Origin of the sequence: Kitasatospora fiedleri, assembly GCF_948472415.1 — a bacterium.
GTDB classification, from domain to species: domain Bacteria; phylum Actinomycetota; class Actinomycetes; order Streptomycetales; family Streptomycetaceae; genus Kitasatospora; species Kitasatospora fiedleri.
In genome coordinates, this window is sequence record NZ_OX419519.1 from 3152346 (window position 1) to 3169090 (window position 16745).

The 16745-nt window shown below is 75.2% G+C and carries 18 protein-coding genes; 4 read left to right on the forward strand and 14 right to left on the reverse strand.

From position 1 onward, the window contains the following. Positions 1–196: 196 nt before the first annotated feature. Together QMQ26_RS14435 and QMQ26_RS14440 are read left to right on the forward strand one after the other, a co-directional pair. Positions 197–511, forward strand: coding sequence for a hypothetical protein (locus QMQ26_RS14435; RefSeq protein ID WP_282205959.1), 315 nt, complete (start codon positions 197–199; stop codon positions 509–511). 22 nt (positions 512–533) lie between these two features. Continuing rightward, on the forward strand, positions 534–1712 hold the full coding sequence (locus QMQ26_RS14440; RefSeq protein WP_100837859.1) for a class I SAM-dependent methyltransferase: 1179 nt from the start codon (positions 534–536) through the stop codon (positions 1710–1712). On the opposite strand, the gene QMQ26_RS14445 is transcribed toward QMQ26_RS14440, so the two are convergent. The 5 genes from QMQ26_RS14445 to tsaB form a co-directional block, all read right to left on the reverse strand. Next, positions 1688–2578 carry a polysaccharide deacetylase family protein gene (locus tag QMQ26_RS14445; protein ID WP_282205960.1) on the reverse strand — a complete coding sequence of 297 codons (891 nt, stop codon included), beginning with the start codon at positions 2576–2578 and terminating at the stop codon, positions 1688–1690. The genes QMQ26_RS14440 and QMQ26_RS14445 overlap by 25 nt on opposite strands. Positions 2579–2646: 68 nt before the next feature. Beyond that, a complete protein-coding gene (locus QMQ26_RS14450) occupies positions 2647–2907 on the reverse strand; it encodes a hypothetical protein (RefSeq protein ID WP_282205961.1) in 261 nt (86 codons plus the stop codon). Beyond that, a complete protein-coding gene (gene tsaD / locus QMQ26_RS14455; protein WP_111554944.1) occupies positions 2904–3989 on the reverse strand; it encodes a tRNA (adenosine(37)-N6)-threonylcarbamoyltransferase complex transferase subunit TsaD in 1086 nt (361 codons plus the stop codon). The genes QMQ26_RS14450 and tsaD overlap by 4 nt, the downstream gene beginning before the upstream one ends. Continuing rightward, the gene (gene rimI / locus QMQ26_RS14460) at positions 3982–4470 is read right to left on the reverse strand and encodes a ribosomal protein S18-alanine N-acetyltransferase (protein WP_100837855.1); all 489 of its coding nucleotides are present in this window, start codon (positions 4468–4470) and stop codon (positions 3982–3984) included. The genes tsaD and rimI overlap by 8 nt, the downstream gene beginning before the upstream one ends. Positions 4471–4647: 177 nt before the next feature. Continuing rightward, positions 4648–5295 carry a tRNA (adenosine(37)-N6)-threonylcarbamoyltransferase complex dimerization subunit type 1 TsaB gene (tsaB, locus tag QMQ26_RS14465; protein WP_282205962.1) on the reverse strand — a complete coding sequence of 216 codons (648 nt, stop codon included), beginning with the start codon at positions 5293–5295 and terminating at the stop codon, positions 4648–4650. Positions 5296–5442: 147 nt separating this feature from the next. Between tsaB and QMQ26_RS14470 the strand changes: the two genes are divergently transcribed. Continuing rightward, the gene (locus QMQ26_RS14470; RefSeq protein ID WP_282205963.1) at positions 5443–6012 is read left to right on the forward strand and encodes a L,D-transpeptidase; all 570 of its coding nucleotides are present in this window, start codon (positions 5443–5445) and stop codon (positions 6010–6012) included. A gap of 14 nt (positions 6013–6026) precedes the next feature. On the opposite strand, the gene QMQ26_RS14475 is transcribed toward QMQ26_RS14470, so the two are convergent. The 7 genes from QMQ26_RS14475 to glmS form a co-directional block, all read right to left on the reverse strand. Next, a complete protein-coding gene (locus QMQ26_RS14475) occupies positions 6027–6236 on the reverse strand; it encodes a hypothetical protein (RefSeq protein ID WP_282205964.1) in 210 nt (69 codons plus the stop codon). A gap of 102 nt (positions 6237–6338) precedes the next feature. Further along, positions 6339–6848 (reverse strand): tRNA (adenosine(37)-N6)-threonylcarbamoyltransferase complex ATPase subunit type 1 TsaE, encoded by a 510-nt coding sequence (gene tsaE, locus QMQ26_RS14480; RefSeq protein ID WP_100837852.1) that lies wholly within the window; start codon positions 6846–6848, stop codon positions 6339–6341. 61 nt (positions 6849–6909) lie between these two features. Continuing rightward, positions 6910–8064 carry an alpha/beta fold hydrolase gene (locus QMQ26_RS14485; RefSeq protein ID WP_100837851.1) on the reverse strand — a complete coding sequence of 385 codons (1155 nt, stop codon included), beginning with the start codon at positions 8062–8064 and terminating at the stop codon, positions 6910–6912. A gap of 3 nt (positions 8065–8067) precedes the next feature. Continuing rightward, positions 8068–9252 carry an alanine racemase gene (gene alr, locus QMQ26_RS14490; protein WP_282205965.1) on the reverse strand — a complete coding sequence of 395 codons (1185 nt, stop codon included), beginning with the start codon at positions 9250–9252 and terminating at the stop codon, positions 8068–8070. A 104-nt stretch (positions 9253–9356) separates the two neighbouring features. Continuing rightward, on the reverse strand, positions 9357–10796 hold the full coding sequence (locus QMQ26_RS14495) for an NAD(P)H-hydrate dehydratase (RefSeq protein WP_282205966.1): 1440 nt from the start codon (positions 10794–10796) through the stop codon (positions 9357–9359). A gap of 146 nt (positions 10797–10942) precedes the next feature. Beyond that, complete coding sequence (locus QMQ26_RS14500; RefSeq protein WP_111554936.1) at positions 10943–11311, reverse strand: holo-ACP synthase; 369 nt, start codon at positions 11309–11311, stop codon at positions 10943–10945. Positions 11312–11372: 61 nt separating this feature from the next. Beyond that, positions 11373–13229 (reverse strand): glutamine--fructose-6-phosphate transaminase (isomerizing), encoded by a 1857-nt coding sequence (gene glmS, locus QMQ26_RS14505; protein WP_282206521.1) that lies wholly within the window; start codon positions 13227–13229, stop codon positions 11373–11375. Positions 13230–13380: 151 nt separating this feature from the next. Here glmS and coaA point away from each other — a divergent pair, with 151 nt between their 5' ends. Beyond that, positions 13381–14373 carry a type I pantothenate kinase gene (coaA, locus tag QMQ26_RS14510; protein ID WP_100837847.1) on the forward strand — a complete coding sequence of 331 codons (993 nt, stop codon included), beginning with the start codon at positions 13381–13383 and terminating at the stop codon, positions 14371–14373. A 61-nt stretch (positions 14374–14434) separates the two neighbouring features. Here the strand turns inward: coaA and QMQ26_RS14515 are convergent, their stop codons facing one another. Both QMQ26_RS14515 and QMQ26_RS14520 read right to left on the reverse strand, forming a co-directional pair. Further along, complete coding sequence (locus tag QMQ26_RS14515; protein WP_159073178.1) at positions 14435–15511, reverse strand: glycoside hydrolase family 26 protein; 1077 nt, start codon at positions 15509–15511, stop codon at positions 14435–14437. A gap of 26 nt (positions 15512–15537) precedes the next feature. Beyond that, a complete protein-coding gene (locus tag QMQ26_RS14520; RefSeq protein ID WP_282205967.1) occupies positions 15538–16287 on the reverse strand; it encodes a P-loop NTPase family protein in 750 nt (249 codons plus the stop codon). Positions 16288–16745: the final 458 nt, after the last annotated feature.

Here is a 16745-nt window from a genome sequence, read left to right on the forward strand (position 1 = left end):
CGCCGTCGCGGGGGTCGGACACGCTTCATCGCGTTAGCACTCTCCCTGGGGGGAGTGCCAGGTACGACCTTAGGACGCGGTTAGCACTCAGTCAACCAGAGTGCCAACGGAGTCGGGCCCGAGTTTCCGTTCGACCCGGTCGGTTCCGAGTACGGGTACTCAGGCGGCGCGCGAATTCCCTTGCCACGATGGGGGCATGACGAAGAAGCGCCCGTCCACCGGGCGGGACGTGTGGCACGCGGTGTGGCTGCTGGCGCTGGCGGTGCCGCTGCTGTGCGCGGTGCCCTACGCGGTCATGGTGCTGGTGTTCGCGCTGGGCGGGGCCGGGGAGCGCGGGGGCGGGGCGGGCCTGGCGGTGCTGCTGTGCGGCGCGGTGGCGGCGCTGGGGCTGGGGGTGCCGGCGGTGTCGGTGGTGGTGACCGCCCGGCGGGGCTACCGGATCGCGCCGGTGGTGGTGGGGCTGGCCGGGCCCGCGCTGGCGGCGGCCGTGCTCGCGGTACTGGCGCGCTGACCGGAGCCGTGACAATGGTGCGGTGGAGATCGAGTCGTTCCGGGCGCTGCTGACCGAGCAGGGGCAGGCGCTGCTGGCCGAGTTGCGGGGGTTCACGGCGGCCGGGGAGCTGGCGCTGGCGACCAGGCTGCGGCGGGAGTACCCGGCGGAGCTGGTGCGGGCGGCGTTCGAGCAGGCCCGGCTGCGGCAGCGGGCGGAGGCGAAGTTCGGGGCGGACGCCGCGTCGATGTACTTCACCCAGCACGGGGTGGAGCAGGCGACCAGGCGGTCGGTCGCCGAGTGGCGGGCGGGGCGGTTCGCGGCGCTGGGGGTGCGGCGGCTGGCCGACCTGTGCTGCGGGATCGGCGGGGACGCGATCGCGCTGGCCCGGGCCGGGATCGCGGTGCTGGCGGTGGACCGGGACGAGCTGACCTGCGAGGTGGCGCGGGCGAACGCGGCGGCGCTGGGCGTGGCGGAGCTGGTCGAGGTGCGCCGCGCGGACGTCGCGGACGTCGACGCCGCGGGCTTCGACGCGGTGTTCACCGACCCGGCGCGGCGCACCTCGAAGGGCCGGGTGTTCGACCCGGAGGCGTACTCGCCGCCGCTGTCCTGGGCGGTGGAGGCGGCCCGACGCACCCCGTTCGGGGCGTTGAAGGTGGCGCCGGGCATCCCGCACGAGCTGGTGCCGGCGGGCGCCGAGGCGGAGTGGGTGTCGGACCGCGGCGAGGTGAAGGAGGCGGTGCTGTGGTTCGGCACGGCCGCCGCCGAGCCGTACCGGGCGACGCTGCTGCCGGGCCCGCACTCGCTGTCCGGCGGCGCGCTGCCGGACCCGCCGGTGGGCCCGGTGGGCCGCTACCTGTACGAGCCGGACGGGGCGGTGATCCGGGGCCGGATGGTCGCGGAGGTGGCGGAGCTGACAGGCGGCCGGCTGATCGACCCGATGATCGCGTACGTCACCTCGGACGAGCTGCGCCCGACGCCGTACGCGCAGGCGTACGAGCTGACCGACGTGCTGCCGTTCCAGGTCAAGCGGTTGCGGGCGCTGGTGCGGGAGCGCCGGATCGGCACCGTGGTGGTCAAGAAGCGCGGGGCGTCGGTGGTGCCGGAGGAGCTGCGGCGGCAGCTGAAGCCGGCCGGGCCGAACGCGGTGACGGTGATCGTGGCCCGGACGGCGGCCGGGCCGGTGATGATGCTGGGTCAGCCGGTCGGCCGGGCCAGGTAGTCGTCGAGGCGGGCGACCGCGAAGCCCTGCTCCTGGATCCGGGCGAGCAGTTCGCCGAACATCCCGGTCATGGTCTCGCCCTTGAGCTCGGAGGGGCCGCGGAAGTGGGCCAGGATGATGTCGCCGTTGCGGAGCTTCTTGTCGGCGGCCTGGTACTGCATGTCGTGGATCTGCATGGACTCCCGCCAGAGCACGACGGCGCGCGGCCCGCACTCCTGGACGGCGGTGTTCAGGGCGGGGGTGTTCGCGCCGTCGCCGTAGGGCGGGCGGAACAGGTAGGGGGCGGTGCCGTACTGCTCGGTGAGGGCGGCCTGGTCGTCGCAGATCTGGGCCTTCTGCTGGGCGGGGCCGAGCTTGCTCATCACCGGGTGGCTGACGGTGTGGTTCTGGATGCTGTTGCCGAGCGCCTGGAGCGGTGTGAAGTAGGCGTAGTCGTTCTTGACGATGTCCTTGGTGAGGAACATCGTGACCGGGACCTTGAGTTCGGTGAGCATCTCGACGAACTTCGGGTCCTTCTCGGCCCCGTCGTCGAGGGTGATGAAGACGACCTTGTCGGTGGTCGGGACTTCGCTGAACACCGGCACCTGGCCGGACCTGGTGAGCTTGATCGGCCGGTCGGCGGGCGGCGCGGGCGCCTTGGGCAGCGGCTTGAGGCCCCACTTGGCCCAGGCGGCCTCGGGCACCGCGTCCTGCGCGGGGGCCGACGGGGTGCCGGTGCCGGAGGGGGCCGGGGTGCCGGAGGCGGCGGTCGGCGCGGCCGGGACGGGGGGCCGGTCGGCCGCCCCGGAGCCGTTGCCGCACCCGCTCGCCGCCAGCAGTACCGCGAGGGCGCCCGCCCCGTACCCGACCCGTACCCGCTGCTTCACCGGTTGCCCCCCGCTCGTCCTCGACACGGGTGTCGATCATAGGACGATCAGGTTTGTATGCCCGGTTGCTACCCCACGTCCGTGCGGGTGAAGGTCCAGCGGTGCACCGGGCGGGCCAGCAGGTGCGCGGGCGGTTCCGGCACCGGCCGCGGCTCGCCCGTCCACAGCGCGATCAGCAGCACCCGCTCGCCCGGCGCGGTGAACAGCTCGACCCGCTCCAGGCCGGCCGCGCCGCGCACCGCGGGCAGCGCGGACTCCCGGGCCCAGGCGTGCAGTTCGGCCCCCCGGCCGGCCGCCGCCCGGGCCTCCCACATGGCCGCCAGGGTCACTTCAGCGCCTCGTGCGCGTGCGCGTGGAAGCCGCCGTGCTCGCCCGGCACGTGCGTCTCGGTGACCGGCAGCGAGGAGTCCGCCGACAGGTCGAGGGAGGACGGGGTGCGATTGCGCCGCACCATCTCGGCGCCGAGCGCCGCCACCATCGCGCCGTTGTCGGTGCACAGACCCGGCCGCGGCACCCGCAGCACGATGCCCGCCCGGTCGCAGCGCTGCTGCGCCATCTCGCGCAGCCGGGAGTTGGCGGCCACGCCGCCGCCGATCATCAGGTGGTCGACGTCGTTGTCCTTGCAGGCCCGGACCGCCTTGCGGGTCAGCACGTCGGTCACCGCCTCCTGGAAGGACGCCGCGACGTCCGCCACCGGCACCGGCTCGCCGGCCCGCCGCCGGGCCTCCACCCAGCGCGCCACGGCGGTCTTCAGCCCGGAGAACGAGAAGTCGTACGCGGGGTCGCCCGCGTTGTTCAGCCCGCGCGGGAAGGCGATCGCCGCGCCGTCGCCCTCCCGGGCCATCCGGTCCACCACCGGCCCGCCCGGGAAGCCCAGCCCGAGCACCCGAGCCACCTTGTCGAACGCCTCGCCGGCCGCGTCGTCGATGGTCGCGCCCAACGGCCGCACGTCGGCGGTGATGTCGCCGCTGAGCAGCAGCGAGGAGTGCCCGCCGGAGACCAGCAGCGCCATCGTCGGCTCCGGCAGCCGGCCGTGCTCCAGCTGGTCCACGCAGATGTGCGAGGCCAGGTGGTTGACGCCGTACAGCGGCTTGTCCAGCGCCCACGCGTACGCCTTGGCCGCGCTCACGCCGACCAGCAGCGCGCCCGCCAGGCCCGGCCCGGCGGTGACGGCGATGCCGTCCAGGTCGCTCGCCTTCACCCCGGCGGTGTCCAGCGCCCGCCGGATGGTCGGCACCATCGCCTCCAGGTGCGCCCGGCTGGCGATCTCCGGGACGACGCCGCCGTACCGGGCGTGGTCGTTGACGCTGGAGGCGACCGCGTCGGCCAGCAGGGTGGTGCCGCGGACGATGCCGACGCCGGTCTCGTCGCAGGAGGTCTCGATGCCGAGGACGAGGGGTTCGTCAGCCATTGTGATGATCCTTCAGATCGCTTGCTTCACTTGCGTCGCTTGCCAGGTGGTCCAGACGCATCACCAGTGCGTCCACGTTGGCCGGCTGGTAGTAGCCCCGCCGGATGCCGACCGGCTCGAACCCGAACCGCTCGTACAGCCGCTGCGCGCGCAGGTTGTCCACCCGCACCTCCAGCAGCAGTTCGGCGCAGCCGCGCCGGACCGACTCCTCGACCAGCTCCGCCAGCAGCAGCGCCCCGAGCCCCGCCCCCTGGTGCTCGGAGTCCACCGCGATGGTCTGCACGTCGCTGTCCGGGCCGACCGCCATCAGCCCGGCGTAGCCGACCGGCGCGCCGCCGCCGTCGACGGCCACCACGTAGTGCCGGCTCCCGCCGGGGAACGCCTCCGCCAGCTCCGACCAGTACATCCCGCGCGACCAGGCGTCCTCGGGGAACAGCCGGTGCTCCAGCACCATGACGGGCTCGATGTCCCACCACCGCATCGGCCGCAGCACGTACCTAGCCACGTCGGCCGACCGCCCCGGCGAAAGCGCGGCGAACCGCTGCCGTCCCCGCCTTCCGCGCCGCGCCAGGGGCGCGGGGAACCGCGCGAAGCGGCAGGGCACGGCCGGCCGGGTCCGCGGACGGCGAGCCGTGGCTCCCCGGGCGGCGCACGCGACTCACGCCGGAAGCACCGCCTTGTACCCGGCGGGGACCTGGGCGTCCGGCCGCCGCAGGTACAGCGGCGCGTTCGGCAGCAGCTCCCGGCCGGCGGCCAGCTCGCGGACCGCGAAGTCGGCCAGCGCGCCCGCCGAGACGTGCTCGGGGCCGCTCGCCGCGGGCAGCGCGTACAGCAGGGCGCCCGCGCCGACCGTCCGCGGGCCGGGGTCGATCTCGGCCGGGCGGTCCACCGCGGGGCCGCCCACCCGGGCGCCGTCGGCGTCGTAGGAGGCCCAGTAGACCTCCTTGCGCCGGGCGTCGGTGGCCACCGCGAACGCCCCCGCCAGGCCCTCGGCGCGCGCCTGGTGGGCGATCGCGTCGAGGGTGCAGACGCCGTGCACGGGCAGGCCGAGCGCGTCGCCGAGGGCGGCGGCGGTGACCAGGCCGACCCGCAGGCCGGTGTACGGGCCGGGGCCGACGCCCACCGCCAGGTGGGTCAGGTCGCGCTTGTCCGCGCCGGCGGCGCGCAGCACGGCCGCGATGGTGGGCAGCAGCAGCTCGCCGTGCCGGCGGGCGTCGACCTCGTAGGACTCGGCGAGCACCCGCTCGCCGTCGTGGACGGCGGCGGTGACGGCGGGGGTGGCGGTGTCGAAGGCGAGGAGGAGCACGGGTCCAAGGTTAGAGGGTTCGGCGCGCGGGCCCGCACCGCCCCGGACCGGTCGGGAACACACGATCGCCAGGAGTCCGGAACCGCGCGCCGCACCTGGCACGATGGGCCTTCCCGAAGGTGAGACGCGGAGCGTTGAGGAGCTGACGTGGCGAAGCTGGGTCCTGGTGCGGTGGTCGGCGGGCTGACCCTGGGGGCCGTGGCGGTGATCGGGCTGCTGGCCTTCCAGGCGAACGGCGCGGCCTCGCGCGCGGTCGCGGCGGCGCCGTCCGCGTCGAGCGCCGCCCCGTCGGCCTCCGCCCCGGAGAGCGCCCGGCCGAGCGTGCCGCCGCTGCCTGCCGAGTCCGGTTCGGGCCTGCGGGTGGTGCTCGCGCTGCAGGCGCAGCAGGTCTGGCTGGTCGACCCGAAGAAGCCGGACCCGGTGGTGGCCGCGTTCAAGGTGGTGCCGGGCAACACGCTGCCCGCGGCGGGCACCTACACCGTCACCAGCCGCACCGCTTCGGGCACCGGCACGGACGGGCGGCAGATCGAGCACGTGGTGCGGTTCGCCCAGCAGTCCGGCACGGTGTTCGGGTTCAGCGCGCTGGTGGACGAGAAGGCGCCGGCCCCCTCGGTGGACCCGACGACCAGGACCGGCGGCATCCGGGCGTCCCGGGCGGACGGCCAGGCGCTGTGGGACTTCGCGCCGAACGGCACCCGGGTGGTCGTGGTCGCCTGACCGGCCGCGGCCGGTCAGGCGGCGCGGCGCTCCGGCGGGGTGGAGACGGCCTCGGCGGCCCGGCAGGCCGCCAGCAGGGCGCGCATCGGCACCGGCGCGGCGGCCGGTGCCCCGGCGGCGGTGGCTCCGGCGGCCGGGGCGGCCGGTGCCTCGGCGGTGCGCTCCGGCGCGGCGGCCGGGGCGGCGGAACGGTCCTCGGTGGTCCTGGGGGGTGTGCTCACCATGGGGCGCCTCCCTAGTTAGGCATACCTAACCTGCTGACGCCATCCCATCACGCCCGCGCGGTGCGCCGCAACCGTTTCCCGACGCGCTGTCGGAAACCCGGCTCAGTTCTCACCCAAACCGGTGAGGTCCGCGGCGTCCCAGCGGCCGCCCAGTCCGGTCAGGGTGACCCGCCGCCCGTCCGACTCCCCCAGCGCGTCCGCCGCCTCGCCGCCCAGGGTCCGCTCGATCCGGATCTCCAGCCGGTCCTCGGACAGCCGCTCGACCTTGCCCTCGCCCCACTCGACGACGACCACCGACTCGGGCAGCGACACGTCCAGGTCGAGGTCCTCCATCTCGTCCAGGCCGCCGCCCAGCCGGTACGCGTCCACGTGCACCAGCGCGGGGCCGCCGGTCAGCGAGGGGTGCACCCGGGCGATCACGAAGGTCGGCGAGGTGACCGCGCCGCGCACGCCCAGGCCCTCGCCCAGGCCGCGGGTCAGCGTGGTCTTGCCCGCCCCCAGTTCCCCCGACAGCAGGACCAGGTCACCGGGGCGCAGGAGCGCGGCGAGCCGCCGGCCGAGGCCGGTCATCCGCTCCGCGGTGTCGACGGTCAGAGTGGTCTGCGAACCCATGGCGTCCTTCTTCGATCGATGCGGCCACCCCTAAGGTGCCACACCGCGCGGCGCCCGCCGCTCAGCCCTCCGGCCGCTCCCGGGCCAGCTCCCGCAGCGCCTCCGGCAGCGGGCCCGTCCCGGCCCGCTCGGCGGCCCGCTCCAGCAGCGCGGCCAGCTCCCGGTCGACGGTGCCGGGGTCTTCCAGCATCACCAGGTGCCCGGCGTCCGGCACCAGCACCAGCCGGGCGCCGGGCAGCGCGGCGGCGATCGCCTCCGAGTACTCGGGCGGGGTCAGCAGGTCCTTGGTGCCGGCCAGCACCAGGACGGGCAGGCCGTCCAGGGCGGCCAGCGCGGCGCGCTTGTCGTGCGCCGAGAAGGTCGGGTAGAACTCGGCGACCACGTCGATGGGGGTGGCGTCCAGCAGCTGCTCGGCGAACCGGGCGACCGCCGGGTCGACGTCCCGGCTCCCGAACGAGAACCGCCGGTAGAAGACCGCGGCCAGGTCGGCGCCCCAGCGCCGGGTGGCCTCGACCAGCTCGACCTGGCGGCCCAGCAGCCGTATCACCCCGGGCACGACCCGCTTGACCACCTTGGCGCCGACCGCGGGCAGGCCCAGCGGCACCGCGTCCCAGTCGCCCGCCAGGGTGCCGATCAGCGCGACGCCGGCCACCCGGCCGCCCGGGCCGAACAGCTCGGGGCGCCGGTCGGCCAGCGCCATCACGGTCATGCCGCCCATCGAGTGCCCGACCAGCACGATCGGCCCCTCGGGGACGACCGCGTCCAGCACCGCCTCCAGGTCCGCGCCGAGCTGGTCGATCGAGGCCGGTTCGCCGCCCGCGTACGAGCGGGAGCGCTCGGAGCGGCCGTGGCTGCGCTGGTCCCAGAACACGGTGCGCAGCGCGCCGCGCAGCGCGGCCCGCTGGAAGTGCCAGCCGTCCTGGTTGAGGCAGTAGCCGTGGCAGAACACCACGGTCGGCCCGCCGCCCGCCGGGGCCTCGTCGACCTCGACGTACAGCCCGGTGCCGTCGGCGGCGGGCACGGTGGTGGCGGTGCCGCGCAGCGAGCCGAAGGCGGCGGCGGCGTCGAGCTCCTCGCGGGCCCGCCGGCGCATCGCCCGCCCGACCGTCAGCCGCTCCACGGCCACCCCGGCGGCGGCCCCGGCGGCCAGCACGCCCAGCGATATGCCGATCAGCCCGGCCCGGGACACCCCGCCGGAAGAGGACTCCTCAGCCACCGCTCACCCCCGCAGTCCGCCGACGTAGCGTCGGGCGACCCGGCCCCCGATCCGGGTGATGATCTCGTACGCGATGGTGTCGCAGGCCACCGCCCAGTCCTCGGCGGTGGGCTCGCCCCGGTCGCCGGCCCCGAACAGCAGGACCTCCGCGCCGGTCTCCGGGGTGTCCCCGCCGAGGTCGACGACGAACTGGTCCATCGCGACCCGCCCGGCCACCCGGTAGCGGGTGGTGCCGATCTGCACCGGCCCGGTGTTGCTGGCGTGCCGCGGCACGCCGTCCCCGTAGCCGAGCGGGACCAGGCCGAGCGTGGTCGGGCCCGGCGTCGTGTAGTGGTGCCCGTACGAGACGCCGTGGCCGCCGGGCACGTGCTTGACCAGCGCGAGCCGGGCCGACAGCGACATCACCGGCCGCAGGCCGAAGTCGGCGGGCCCGCCGACCTCCGGGACGGGCGACAGGCCGTACATGGCCAGGCCCGGCCGGACCAGGTCGTAGTGCGACTGCGGCAGCAGCAGCGTCGCCGGGGAGTTGGCGATGTGCCGCACCTCGGGGTCGACGCCGGCCCGCTCGGCGAACGCCAGGACCTGGGCGAACAGGTCGAGCTGGGCCTGGATCGAGGGGTGGCCGGGCTCGTCGGCCGCCGCGAAGTGCGACCAGACGCCGACCACCCGCAGCAGGCCCTCGGCCTGCGCCTTCACCGCGTTCTCCACCAGGTCCGGCCAGTCGCGCGGCTGGCAGCCGTTGCGGCCCAGCCCGGTGTCGGCCTTCAGGTGCACCCGGGCCGGGACGCCGGTCTCCCGGACGGCCGCCAGCAGCTCGTCCAGCGCCCACTGGCCGCTCACCGAGACGTCCACCGACTCGCGCAGCGCCCGGGCCCACGGGCCGCCCGGCGTCCACAGCCAGCACAGGATGCGGGCCTGCTCGGGGCCGATCCCGGCGGCCCGCAGCGCGAGCGCCTCCTCCGGGGTGGCGGTGCCCAGCCAGCCCGCGCCGGCCGCGACCGCCTCCCGGGCGCACCGCAGCGCGCCGTGGCCGTAGGCGTCCGCCTTGACCACGGCCATCAGCTCGGGCCCGGCCGTGCGGGCGCGCAGCGCGGCCAGGTTGTCGCGCAGCGCGGCCAGGTCGATGGTCGCCTCGGCCCGCGCCCCCTGGGTCAGCGCGGGCGTCCCGGCGGTGTTCGCAGTCGTCATCGCGTATCAGTCTCCCAGACCGCGGCGGAAAGCCCCGTCAGGGGCCCGGGCGACGGCGGGTCCGGAACGCGGCCGGGGCCCGCCGGGGCCCTCCTGCCCGCGGGCTACTCGACGAGGGAGGCCCAGGCCGGGTGCAGGGCCGCGGCGAGGTCGACGGCGGTGATCGGGGCGCCGGGGCCCGCCGCGCGGCGGCCGGCCAGGCCGTGCAGGTAGGCGGCGGCGGACCCGGCGTCCAGCGGGGCGAGCCCGGTGGCGAGCAGCGAGCCGGTCAGGCCGGAGAGGACGTCGCCGCTGCCGGCGGTGCCGAGCCAGCCGGTGCCGGTGGAGTTGACCCGGGCCCGGCCGTCCGGGTCGGCGACCACCGTGGTGGAGCCCTTGAGCAGCACGGTCGCCCCGTAGCGGGCGGCGAGCAGCCGGGCCGCCCGGAGCCGGCCGGCGGCGACCTGCTCGGCGTCGGCGGACTCGTCGACGCCCGCGAGCAGCCGGGCGGCCTCCCCGGCGTGCGGGGTGAGCAGGACGGGCGCGGGGCGGCCGGCCAGGACGGACGGGCCGAGCCGGGCGAGTTCGGTGAGCGCGTCGGCGTCGACCAGGACGGGCACCTCGGTGTCCAGCGCCTCGCGCAGCGCGCGCTCGGCGTCCTGGCCGCCGCCCGGGCCGACCACCCAGCTCTGCACCCGCCCGGCGCGGGCCGGGCCGTCCTCGGTGACGAGCGTCTCGGGGTGGCGGCGGACCACCTCCGCCGCCGCGTGCCCGGTGTAGCGGACCGCGCCGGCCCCGCCGTACAGCGCCCCGGTGACGGCCAGCACGGCCGCGCCCGGGTAGCGGGCGGACCCGGCGGCGACGCCCACCACGCCGCGCCGGTACTTGTCGCTCTCCGCGCCGGGGGCGGGCAGCAGCGCGGCCGCGTCGGCGTGCTGGAGCGCCTCGACGGGGGCGGGCGGCAGGTCGAGCCCGAGGTCGACCAGGTGGACGACGCCCGCGTACCGCGCGCCGGGGTCGATCAAGAGGCCGGGCTTGTGGGTGCCGAAGCAGACCGTGACGTCGGCGCGGAGCGCGGGCCCGGCGACCTCGCCGCTGTCGGGGTCGACGCCGGAGGGGACGTCCACGGCGACCACCCGGCCGCGGCGCGGCAGCGCGGCGAACGGGGCGGCGGCCGGGCGCAGCGGGCCGCGGCCGCCGATGCCGACGACGCCGTCCAGCACCAGGTCGGCCCGGGTGAACGCGTCCGGGTCGGCGGTGGTCCGGCCGCCGGCCGCCAGCAGGGCGGCCAGCCCCCCGGCGTGCGCCTTGGCCGGGTCGAGCAGCAGCGCCTCCACCCGGGCGCCCCGGCGGGCCAGCCGGGCGCCCGCGTACAGCGCGTCGCCGCCGTTGTCCCCGGAGCCGGCCAGCACCAGCACCCGGCTCGCGTACACCCGGGGCAGCAGCCCCGCGCAGACCGCGGCCAGCCCGGCCGCGGCCCGCTGCATCAGGGTGCCCTCCGGCAGTTCGGCCATCCGGGCGGCCTCGGCGGAACGGACCTGCTCGACGGTGTGGGCGTGGCGCATGGGAGCTCCCCTGCTCGGCGGTTCTCGGCGGTTCTCGGCGTTCGCGGCGGGCGGCCCGGGAGGGGTCGGGCCCCCGGTGCGGGGCCCGCCGTTCCCACCCTGCCCCCGGGTGGCGGCCTGCCGCTCCTTCCCCGGCTCCGGCGTCCTCAGCCCTCGGCGATGACGACCGCCGAGGCGACGCCCGCGTCATGGCTGAGGGAGAGGTGCCAGGAGGTCACGCCGAGGGCGGCGGCGCGGGCCTCGACGGTGCCGGTGACGTGCAGCAGCGGGCGGCCGGACGCCTCGACCCGGACCTCGGCGTCCTCCCAGCGCAGGCCGGGGGGCGCGCCGAGGGCCTTGGCGACCGCCTCCTTCGCGGCGAACCGGGCCGCCAGCGAGGCCGTGCCGCGGCGCTGTCCGGAGGGGAGGGTCAGTTCGGCGGGGGTGAAGAGGCGTTCGGCCAGCCCGGGGGTGCGTTCCAGGGACTCCCCGAACCGCCCGATGTCCGCCACGTCGATGCCGACCCCGATGATCACGTCCCGCTCCTTCGTCCGTGCCGGCATAGAGCGCTCTACACCGGCACGGACGATACGCGCGCTACTCGACCGTGACGGACTTGGCCAGGTTGCGCGGCTGGTCGACCTCGTGGCCCTTGGCGGTGGCCAGCTCGCAGGCGAAGACCTGGAGCGGGACGGTGGAGACCAGGGGCTGGAGCAGGGTCGGGGTGACCGGGATGCGGATCAGGTGGTCGGCGTAGGGGACGACGGCCTCGTCGCCCTCCTCGGCGATCACGATGGTGCGCGCGCCGCGGGCCCGGATCTCCTGGATGTTGGAGACGATCTTGTCGTGCAGGATCGAGCGGCCGCGCGGCGAGGGCACCACCACGACCACCGGCAGGCCCTCCTCGATCAGGGCGATCGGGCCGTGCTTGAGCTCGCCGGCCGCGAAGCCCTCGGCGTGCATGTAGGCGAGCTCCTTGAGCTTGAGCGCGCCCTCCAGGGCCACCGGGTAGCCGACGTGCCGGCCGAGGAAGAGCACCGAGCGGGCGTCGGCCAGCGAGCGGGCCAGCGCCCGGACGGGCTCCATGGTGCCGAGCACCTGCTCGACCTGCCGGGGGGCGTCGCCGAGCTCGCGGATGACGGAGGAGATCTCGTCGCCCCACTTGGTGCCGCGCACCTGGCCCAGGTAGAGGGCGACCAGGTAGCAGGCGACCAGCTGGGTCAGGAACGCCTTGGTGGAGGCGACCGCGACCTCGGGGCCGGCGTGGGTGTAGAGCACGGCGTCGGACTCGCGCGGGATGGTCGAGCCGTTGGTGTTGCAGATCGCCAGCACCTTGGCGCCCTGCTCGCGGGCGTGCCGCAGCGCCATCAGGGTGTCCATGGTCTCGCCGGACTGCGAGATGGCGATCACCAGGGTGCGGTCGTCCATGATCGGGTCGCGGTAGCGGAACTCGCTGGCGACCTCGACCTCGCAGGGGACCCGGGTCCAGTGCTCGATCGCGTACTTGGCGATCATGCCGGCGTGGAACGCGGTGCCGCAGGCGACGATCACCACCTTGTCAACCTCGCGCAGCACCTGGTCGGGGATGCGCAGCTCGTCGAGGGTGAGCCGGCCGTCGGTGCCGATCCGGCCGAGCAGGGTGTCGGCGACGGCCTTCGGCTGCTCGGCGATCTCCTTGAGCATGAAGTAGTCGTAGCCGCCCTTCTCGGCGGCCGAGGCGTCCCAGTCCACGTGGTACTCGCGGACCTCGGCGGGGGTGCCGTCGAAGTTGGTCACCGTGACGCCCTCGGGGCGCAGCTCGACGACCTGGTCCTGGCCGAGCTCGATCGCCTCGCGGGTGTGCGCGATGAACGCGGCGACGTCCGAGGCGAGGAAGTTCTCGCCGTCGCCGACGCCGACCACCAGCGGCGAGTTGCGGCGGGCGCCGACCACCGTGCCGGGGGCGTCGGCATGCACCGCGACCAGGGTGAAGGCGCCGTCGAGCTGGCGGCAGACGGCGCGCATGGCCTCGGCCAGGTCGCCGTCGTAGGCCTCGGCGAGCAGGTGGGCGACGACCTCGGTGTCGGTCTCGGAGCGGAGGGTGTGGCCCCGGTCGGTGAGGTCGGCGCGCAGCCGGGCGAAGTTCTCGATGATGCCGTTGTGGACCACCGCGACCTTGCGGTGGTCGTCCAGGTGGGGGTGGGCGTTGGCGTCGGTGGGGCCGCCGTGGGTGGCCCACCGGGTGTGTCCGATGCCCGTGGTGCCGGCCGGGAGAGGGGTTTCGGCCAGCGACTTCTCGAGGTTGACGAGCTTCCCGGCCCGCTTGTCGGTGGACAGGAGCCACTGCCCGTCGGCTCCTGCGGTCTGCACCGCGACGCCGGCCGAGTCGTAGCCCCGGTACTCCAGCCTCCGCAGACCTGCGATCACTACGTCGAGGGCCTCCTGAGGCCCGGTATATCCAACAATTCCGCACATGTGCGCCAGCATAAGTGCGGACGTTCGGCCCCCGGTGCGCCGGATGACCACACCGGGTGACCGCGCCAGGTGACCGCGCGGGGCGGCCGCACCGGGTGAACGCACCGGGTGACCGACACCACAACACCCGTCGACCCGCACACGGCCCACAATGGACACCGTGCTGACCGAACTCTGTACGAAGGGTGCGCCGCCCGCGCCCACTCCCTCCCCGTACGTGGATCTGGACCGCGCCGAGTGGAGCGCGCTGCGCGAGCGCACCCCCCTGCCGCTGACCGCCGAGGAGGTCGAGCGCCTGCGCGGACTCGGCACCGCCCTGGACCTCGACGAGGTCCGGGACGTCTACCTGCCGCTGTCCCGGCTGCTCAACCTCTACGTGCACGCCACCCACGAGCTGCGCGGCGCCATCGGGAGCTTCCTGGACACGCCCGACACCGAACGGGTGCGCACCCCGTTCATCATCGGCGTGGCCGGCTCCGTCGCGGTCGGCAAGTCCACCACCGCCCGCCTGCTCCAGGCGCTGCTGGCCCGCTGGCCCGAGCACCCCCGGGTCGAACTGGTCACCACCGACGGCTTCCTGCTGCCCAACGCGGAGCTGCGCCGGCGCGGCCTGATGGCCCGCAAGGGCTTCCCCGAGTCGTACGACCGGCGGGCGCTGATGCGCTTCGTCGCCGACGTGAAGGCCGGCAAGGACCGGGTCACCGCGCCGGTCTACTCCCACCTGGTGTACGACATCGTGCCGGGCGAGCGGCTGGTGGTGGAGCGCCCCGACATCCTGATCGTCGAGGGCCTGAACGTGCTCCAGCCGGCCCTGCCCGGCACCGACGGCCGGACCAGGATGGCCGTCGCCGACTACTTCGACTTCTCGATCTACGTCGACGCCCGCACCGACGACATCGAGGCCTGGTACCTGGACCGCTTCCGCAAGCTGCGGCGGACCGCCTTCCAGGACCCGAACTCCTACTTCCGGCGCTTCACCGAGGTGCCCGAGGAGGAGGCGATGGACTACGGCCGCCAGGTCTGGCGGACCATCAACAAGCCCAACCTGCTGGAGAACGTCCTGCCCACCCGCGGCCGGGCCACCCTGGTGCTCCAGAAGGGGCCGGACCACAAGGTCCGCCGGGCGCTGCTGCGCAAGCTCTGAGCGGCGGCCGGACGGGGCGTCAGGGCGGCGCGTGCCAGGACGGCGCGCGTCGGAGGGGGCGTCAGGACGCGGGCTGCTGCGTCGCGGGCCAGCCGCGCAGCTTCAGCGTGGCCAGGCCGTCCGCGAACGCCTTGCGGGCGGCCGGGTCGGCGGCGAACCGGTAGTCGTAGCGGCCGCCCTCCTCGACGCTGTGCTCGAACCAGACGAAGCCGGGCACCTTCGGGTGGTCGGCGATCCACCGGAACAGGTCGGTGATCCAGCCGGGCTTGCCCGGGTCGGGCATCGCGCCGGTCTCCGAGATGAACACCGGCTTGTCGGCGATCTCCCGCAGCCGGACGTAGGTCTGGTCGAGGACCTCGGAGGCCGTGCGCTCGCCGAAGCCGTAGCCGTCCATGCCCAGCCAGTCGACGTACGCGTCGCCCGGGTAGAGGCTCTGCAGGTCCGCGGAGGTCCCGCGCAGCACGTTCGGGCTCCACAGCCAGATCACGTTGTCCGCGTGCTCCTGGGCGAAGACGTCGTGCACGTGCCGCCAGGCCGCCGCGTAGTCGCCCGGCCGGTTGCCGTTCACGTTCGCCGCCCACGGGTACCAGTCGCCGTTCATCTCGTGCGCGAACCGCAGCACCACCGGCCACCCCTGGTCGCGCACCCCGCGGGCGAAGCGGGTGATGTAGGCGTCGAACTCGCCGTCGGCGATCCGGCGGGTCGCGTACCAGGACTGGTCGGCCTCGTACGGGGCGTCGCCGGGCTCCCAGGTGAGCATCGGCACCGCGCCCTGGCGGTAGACCTCCCGCACCGTCGCCGGATCGAACTCCTTGCGCCAGTCCAGGAAGTACTGGAGCATCGTCGGCCGCCGGCCGGCCGCCGCCGCGACCGCGTCGGTCTCGGCGGCCAGCGGCGTCTGGTAGGTGCTCACCCCGAAGTACACGCCGGCGGAGCGGAGCAGCTCGTCCTTGGTGGGCGGGACGGGCGCCGCGGGGGACGGCGGCGGGGCGGTGGCCGCCGGGGACGTGGACCGGTCCGCCTCCTCGCCGAACAGCGCGCCGGCCGGGCCGGTGCCGTCGGACTGCGCCGAGCACGACACCCCGGCGGCGAGCAGCACGAGCGCCGCAGCGCCGCGGCACCACGATCGGCGGTTCATCCGTTCCGTCCCCCCTCGTTCGACCGTCAGGCCCCCTTGGCCAGCAACTGGTCGAAGTAGCCGTCGAGTTCCTTGCCGGAGCTCTGGGCCACCGGGTCCTGCTCGCCGGCCCCGCCGCTGATCGGGCCGGCGACCGTGAAGACCAGGTAGCGGCCCTCGACCCGGCTGGTCAGCGCGCAGGCCACGTTGCGGCAGAACTCGGCGACGCCGTCCTTGCCGAACAGCGGCTGGATCTGCCCCTTGAGCCCGCCGCCCGCCTTGGCCGCGTCGGCCTCGGTCTTGAAGGCCGCGACGCCCACCGTCACCGCCGTGTTGCCGGTGTAGTAGGTGCCGCGCATCAGCTGGTCGCAGTTCGCGTTGCTGAGGACGTCGCCGAGGCCGTTGCCGGTTGCCTTCCAGCACGGGGTGTCGGTGGCGGTGGACTTGCGGACGTAGTTGTGCCCGCCGATGTTGAGCGACTGGTCGGCGAAGAGCGCGTCGATGGTGATCGCCGGCGGCAGCGGCTTCTCCGGCGACGGGCTGGCCGAGGGCTTGGCGGAGCCGGAGGCCGAGGGCTTGGCGGAGCCGGTGGCCGGAGCGGAGGGGGAGGCCGAGCCGGAGGCGATCGGGTCCGGATCGCCGCTGCCCTGGCTCAGCAGCGCGATGGCGACCCCGCCCGCGGCGAGCACCACCACGCCGATGCCGATGCCGAGCGTGAGCATCAGCCGCTTGCGGCGCGCCTGCGCCTCGCGCTCGTCGGCGAGTTGCTGCCAGTCCGGCGCGGGCGGCGGCTGCACCGGAGGCGGCCCCGGGTAGGAGTACTGTGTCTGTTGCCACTGCTGCGGCTGGTGCGGGAACGGCGGCGCGCCCTGGACCGGCGGCCCCTGGACCGGCGGCTGACCGGGCACCGGCTGAGCGCCGCTCAGAGGCTGCTGCGGCTGGCCGCCAGGAGTGTTCGGACTCTGCGGTACACCCATCCCATCGCTCATGTGCGTGAATGCTAGGGCATGTGCGCCCATTCGGTGATGCCGCCTCCGCAGCAAGCCGAAATGTCCGTTTTCCGCCGCGCCGGCGCGCCCCACCGTAATGCAAACGTCACTACCCGGCCCCGGCCCGGCGAACACCGTCGGCTAAACTCTAGCGGCCGCCGGTTCACGCCAATCTCCGCGCAGGCAGGCTGAATCGAGTCCGAAGCACGGCCACGGGGGCCCTCTTTGTCCAGCAGCATCGAATCCACGCGCCGCACCCGGCGGCG

Coding starts and splice junctions, on each gene's coding strand:
- alr (WP_282205965.1), bottom strand. CDS start 9,252: ATGACGACTGCGAACACCGCCGGGACGCCCGCGCTGACCCAGGGGGCG.
- rimI (WP_100837855.1), bottom strand. CDS start 4,470: ATGCGGTGGTGGGACATCGAGCCCGTCATGGTGCTGGAGCACCGGCTG.
- QMQ26_RS14475 (WP_282205964.1), bottom strand. CDS start 6,236: ATGGTGAGCACACCCCCCAGGACCACCGAGGACCGTTCCGCCGCCCCG.
- tsaD (WP_111554944.1), bottom strand. CDS start 3,989: ATGGCTGACGAACCCCTCGTCCTCGGCATCGAGACCTCCTGCGACGAG.
- QMQ26_RS14435 (WP_282205959.1), top strand. CDS start 197: ATGACGAAGAAGCGCCCGTCCACCGGGCGGGACGTGTGGCACGCGGTG.
- coaA (WP_100837847.1), top strand. CDS start 13,381: ATGGACACCGTGCTGACCGAACTCTGTACGAAGGGTGCGCCGCCCGCG.
- QMQ26_RS14515 (WP_159073178.1), bottom strand. CDS start 15,511: ATGAACCGCCGATCGTGGTGCCGCGGCGCTGCGGCGCTCGTGCTGCTC.
- QMQ26_RS14495 (WP_282205966.1), bottom strand. CDS start 10,796: ATGCGCCACGCCCACACCGTCGAGCAGGTCCGTTCCGCCGAGGCCGCC.
- tsaE (WP_100837852.1), bottom strand. CDS start 6,848: ATGGGTTCGCAGACCACTCTGACCGTCGACACCGCGGAGCGGATGACC.
- glmS (WP_282206521.1), bottom strand. CDS start 13,229: ATGTGCGGAATTGTTGGATATACCGGGCCTCAGGAGGCCCTCGACGTA.